Here is a 3,839-nt window from a genome sequence, read left to right as displayed (position 1 = left end):
AACGGCCCCAGACGGAGGTCATCGGCTTATTCAGGAACGCATGGCGCGGATTTCCATCGAGGCCCGGCGATCCTGCGTGATCGGCCAAACCGAGGCCGGATACATTGACGCAGTCTGTTCTCACCATGACAAGAGCGGCACTTGCACCACCGGGGCGGACCATACATTTTTCGCAGTACTAACAGCGCGGCGGTCTCCGCCAGCGCTTTCTCTTTGTGCTTGAGCTCGCGTTGGAGATCGCGTACTTCTCGGCGCAGCGCCGTGTGCTCGGCCTGGCTGCGTCGGCCGCGCTCGGCGGCCCAGTCGTTGGCCTGCTCGCAGGCACGGCGCCAGGTCTGGAGCTGCTCGGGGTACAGGCCGCGCTGGCGACAGTATTCGCTCAGCTCTGCCTCATTGAGCGCGGCGCTCTCGAGCACGGCGGCGAACTTGTCGGCCGTGCTCCAGCCCTCGGGTCCGGTGGCACCATCGGGCAGCAGCCGGCCCTGCTCGCGTGCTTGGCGGCGCCAGTTGTGCAATGTCCCTTCACTGATGCCTTCTTCCTTCGCCAGCTCGGCCAGCGGGCGGTTGTGCGGCGGTAGCATCTTGCGCAACACCGCTTCTTTGCGTTCTTCAGAATATCTCGGCACGGGTCTCTCGCCTTCGCCCCCTGTCACGGTTACAGTTCTACAGTCTCAGATGGTGGAGGCGACAACTAGCCTGACCCAGGGGGGTCCCGCCGGCGGAGCAGCGCGAACTGGGCCTCCAAAGTGCGTGGGAGCGCCACGAGGTCCTGCAGATGAGAGCCATTCTCGGGAGCCTTGCCCCGATCCAAAACCGAAGCCGTGCGCGGGCTGCTGCAACTGGAACCCGATCCCGAGCGACAACTCAAATATCTCGACTTCGTCGACATCTATGCGCACTTGAGCGAGGAAGAACGCATGATCTACCAACAAGAGCACGCGCCAGAAGCCGCCGCGCTCAGCGGTTTTGCCGAGCGCTTTCTGCGCCAGGGCGAAGCCCGAGGGGAAGCGCGAGGGGAAGCGCGCTTGTTGCGGCATCTACTCACAAAACGCTTCGGAGAACCCTCCGAGTCGATCCAGCAGCGCATTGAAAACGCCGACACCGACACCCTGACCACCTGGTTCGACCGCGCCTTAGAGGCCCAAGCGCTCGAGGACATCTTTTTTGACTGACCGTGCGTGCGACGGCTTCTGCGGCGCACCTGCTCGGCGTTGTCATAAGCGCCGTCTTGTCCAAGGCTTATCGAGTGAGGCGGAGGCGCGCCCCACTGCTGTCATACTCGTTCAGTTCGGCGCTCAGCCGTGTTAAAGAATCTCGGCGTATCCTCAGCCTAAGGCAGCCGCATGTTATGCTAGCAATGCTGTCAACTGCATGCAAAGAGGTTGAAAATGGGGACACTCACCATCCGCAATGTCGACGACGTCATCAAGACCAATCTGCGCCGCCACGCCGCTGAGCACGGGCACTCCATGGAAGAGGAAGTGCGCTCGATATTGCGGCGGGAGTTGATGGCGCCCACTGCGGACAGCGGACTCGGCAGTCGACTGGTTAGCCGTTTCCAAGATGTAACCGAAGACTTGTCGCTGCCCGAACGCAGCTTGCCGCGCACTCCCATTCACTGGGATGGGTCTTCATGATCCTGCTGGACACCAATGTCCTTTCCGAAATCAATGGCTTATTTTCCAGACAGCCTCTTAGTGGGGTAGTGGGGAGCGGACTACGTTTTGCGCTGCTGCCGAAGGGGGACAAAACCTCAAGGCACGACAACCTCGCCAGCCTCGTCGCCCTGGGAGAGGCCGCAGTCGATGAGTAGCGAGTGGTAGTCGGTAGCGCTCTGGGCATCGAGGTGCTTGCCGTTAGCGTCAGCAGCATAACGCAGCTCGTGACAAGAGCAGGTGACGCCAGTGGTGGCGGATGTCGGGGTCATGGGATCGGCAGGTCTAAACAGGTGCGCGTTCTTGGGTGCGGCGCGTGGAAGTGAGCCGATCGTAGCGCGGAATTCGCAAGAGTTCCTCTTGCAGACGCTCGCGGGCGTGCTCCGCGTCGTAATGCGCTTGCAGTGCAAGCCAGCCGTGCGCATCGACATCAAAAAAAGCGCCTAAGCGCGTGGCGGTATCGGCGGTGATCGCCCGCTGCCCACGGACGATTTCGTTGATTCGGCGTCGTGGCACACCGATGGCTTGGGCCAAGGCATATTGGCTGATACCGAGCGGTTCGAGCCAGTCCTTGAGCAAGATCTCTCCAGGATGCGCCAGTGCGACTTCACGATTCATGTCGGTTGCTCCGTTTAATGATAATCGACGATTTCGACCTGCCAGGGCGCGTTGTCTTGCCAACAGAAACACAGACGCCATTGATCGTTGATGCGGATGCTGTGCTGCCCGGTGCGATCACCCGTGAGTGCCTCAAGACGATTGCCTGGAGGTCGGCGCAAGAACGCCAAATTCGGCGCCGCATGAAGCTGCTGGAGTTTGCGCATTGCGACAGACTCGAATGGGACGAATCGCGCGATGCGTTTGCCGTGGAAAAACGCTTCGGTATCGCGACAACGAAACGACTGAATCATCTCGTGGAGCGTAATGCAAAAGGTTACGCCCGTCAAAACCTCCTGCGCGGCGGTCTACCAACAAGAGCACGCGCCGGAAGCCGCTACCGCTTCAAGGCACAACAACCTCAGCCCCTTTCACCACCTCACGCAGCTTCCCAGCCAACACCGTCTCTGCGCCCTCATCCCCATGCACGAGGCGGATCTCCGCGGGTGGCGTGGGGATGCCGGTGGCAAACTCGGTCAGATCCCGCTGGTCGGCATGGGCTGAGTAGCCGCCGATGGTATGGATCTGGGCGTGGATGTCGTAGCGCTCGCCATCGAGCATCACATAGCCGCCGCGCGGGCCGTAGCGCTGGATGTCGCGCCCGGGCGTGCCCTTGGCCTGGTAGCCGGCGGCGAGCAGGTGCGGCAGCCGCCCGACGTGGTCGATGTGGACATGGGTGATGATCAGCGCCTGGATGGGGGTGATGTCGAAACCGATCTGCAATTGGTCGGCGCGCGCGCCATCATCGCCGGCCTCGTCGCTTTGGAGGAGCCGCAGTCGGTGAGCAGCGAGTGGTACCATCAGCAATATGCGAGAGAGCGGGTGCGGCTTCTGCCCGCATGACGATCCCTAAGACGAGCCACGGGCGCCATGCCGAGCAGTCACGACCAGAACTTCAAGAACCTGATCCTCGACTACCCGCGCCAGGCCATCGAGCTGTTCGCTCCCGAAGNAGGAGCGTCTCGGCGAGCGCTTCCGCGAGCTGGATACGCCTGTGCTGGTCGAGTGGCCAGACAGCCGGCGCGAAGCCCTGCTGTTTCTGTTCGAGGAAGAGACCAAAACCCGACGCTTCTCGATCCACCGACTGGCTCACTATTGCCTGGATATCGCCGAACTGCTGGGCACTGAGCGCATCGTGCCCGTGGTGATCTTCCTGCGCGGCGGGCGTTACACGACCGAGCTGCGTCTTGGCAGCGAGCGGTGCGCCTACCTGGCCTTCGCCTGTCTCGCCTATGCGTTTCGCCAGCAACAGGCGCGCGATCATTTTGACAGCCGCAATCTCATCGCCCGTCTCAATCTTCCGAACATGCGCCACGTCCGCAGCGAGCGGGTGGCCGTTTACGCCGAGGCCGTGCGCGGGCTGCTGGAGCTGGAACCCGATCCCGAGCGGCAACTCAAATATCTCGACTTCGTCGACATCTATGCGCACTTGAGCGAGGAAGAACGCATGATCTACCAACAAGAGCACGCGCCGGAAGCCGCCGCGCTCAGCGGTTTTGCCGAGCGCTTTCTGCGCCAGGGCGAAGC

The 3,839-nt window shown here is 62.0% G+C and carries 7 protein-coding genes and 1 pseudogene; 3 read left to right on the top strand and 5 right to left on the bottom strand.

Annotated elements, in window-relative coordinates; translation table 11 throughout:
* Positions 1–26: 26 nt before the first annotated feature.
* Positions 27–626 (bottom strand): transposase, encoded by a 600-nt coding sequence (locus CKO40_RS23455; RefSeq protein ID WP_200348876.1) that lies wholly within the window; start codon positions 624–626, stop codon positions 27–29.
* Positions 627–821: 195 nt separating this feature from the next.
* Here CKO40_RS23455 and CKO40_RS23450 point away from each other — a divergent pair, with 195 nt between their 5' ends.
* On the top strand, positions 822–1,172 hold the full coding sequence (locus CKO40_RS23450; RefSeq protein ID WP_338074258.1) for a transposase: 351 nt from the start codon (positions 822–824) through the stop codon (positions 1,170–1,172).
* 216 nt (positions 1,173–1,388) lie between these two features.
* Positions 1,389–1,637 (top strand): FitA-like ribbon-helix-helix domain-containing protein, encoded by a 249-nt coding sequence (locus tag CKO40_RS23445; RefSeq protein ID WP_200348874.1) that lies wholly within the window; start codon positions 1,389–1,391, stop codon positions 1,635–1,637.
* A gap of 116 nt (positions 1,638–1,753) precedes the next feature.
* Here the strand turns inward: CKO40_RS23445 and CKO40_RS23440 are convergent, their stop codons facing one another.
* The 4 genes from CKO40_RS23440 to CKO40_RS23425 all read right to left on the bottom strand — a co-directional run bounded on the left by CKO40_RS23440 (position 1,754) and on the right by CKO40_RS23425 (position 3,113).
* The gene (locus CKO40_RS23440; protein ID WP_200348873.1) at positions 1,754–1,927 is read right to left on the bottom strand and encodes a hypothetical protein; all 174 of its coding nucleotides are present in this window, start codon (positions 1,925–1,927) and stop codon (positions 1,754–1,756) included.
* A gap of 13 nt (positions 1,928–1,940) precedes the next feature.
* On the bottom strand, positions 1,941–2,273 hold the full coding sequence (locus CKO40_RS23435) for a HigA family addiction module antitoxin (RefSeq protein ID WP_200348872.1): 333 nt from the start codon (positions 2,271–2,273) through the stop codon (positions 1,941–1,943).
* Positions 2,274–2,287: 14 nt separating this feature from the next.
* Entirely contained in the window at positions 2,288–2,566 is a 279-nt protein-coding gene (locus CKO40_RS23430; RefSeq protein WP_200348871.1) for a type II toxin-antitoxin system RelE/ParE family toxin, read from the bottom strand.
* Positions 2,567–2,657: 91 nt separating this feature from the next.
* Positions 2,658–3,113 carry an MBL fold metallo-hydrolase RNA specificity domain-containing protein gene (locus CKO40_RS23425; RefSeq protein WP_200348870.1) on the bottom strand — a complete coding sequence of 152 codons (456 nt, stop codon included), beginning with the start codon at positions 3,111–3,113 and terminating at the stop codon, positions 2,658–2,660.
* A gap of 193 nt (positions 3,114–3,306) precedes the next feature.
* Here CKO40_RS23425 and CKO40_RS23420 point away from each other — a divergent pair.
* Positions 3,307–3,839: pseudogene (locus CKO40_RS23420) on the top strand (hypothetical protein); the annotation flags it as partial.

Origin of the sequence: Halochromatium glycolicum (genome assembly GCF_016584085.1) — a bacterium.
Classification (GTDB): Bacteria; Pseudomonadota; Gammaproteobacteria; order Chromatiales; family Chromatiaceae; genus Lamprobacter; species Lamprobacter glycolicus.
Note: the sequence above shows the minus strand (reverse complement) of the source record. Positions and strands in the feature narration are given on the sequence as shown.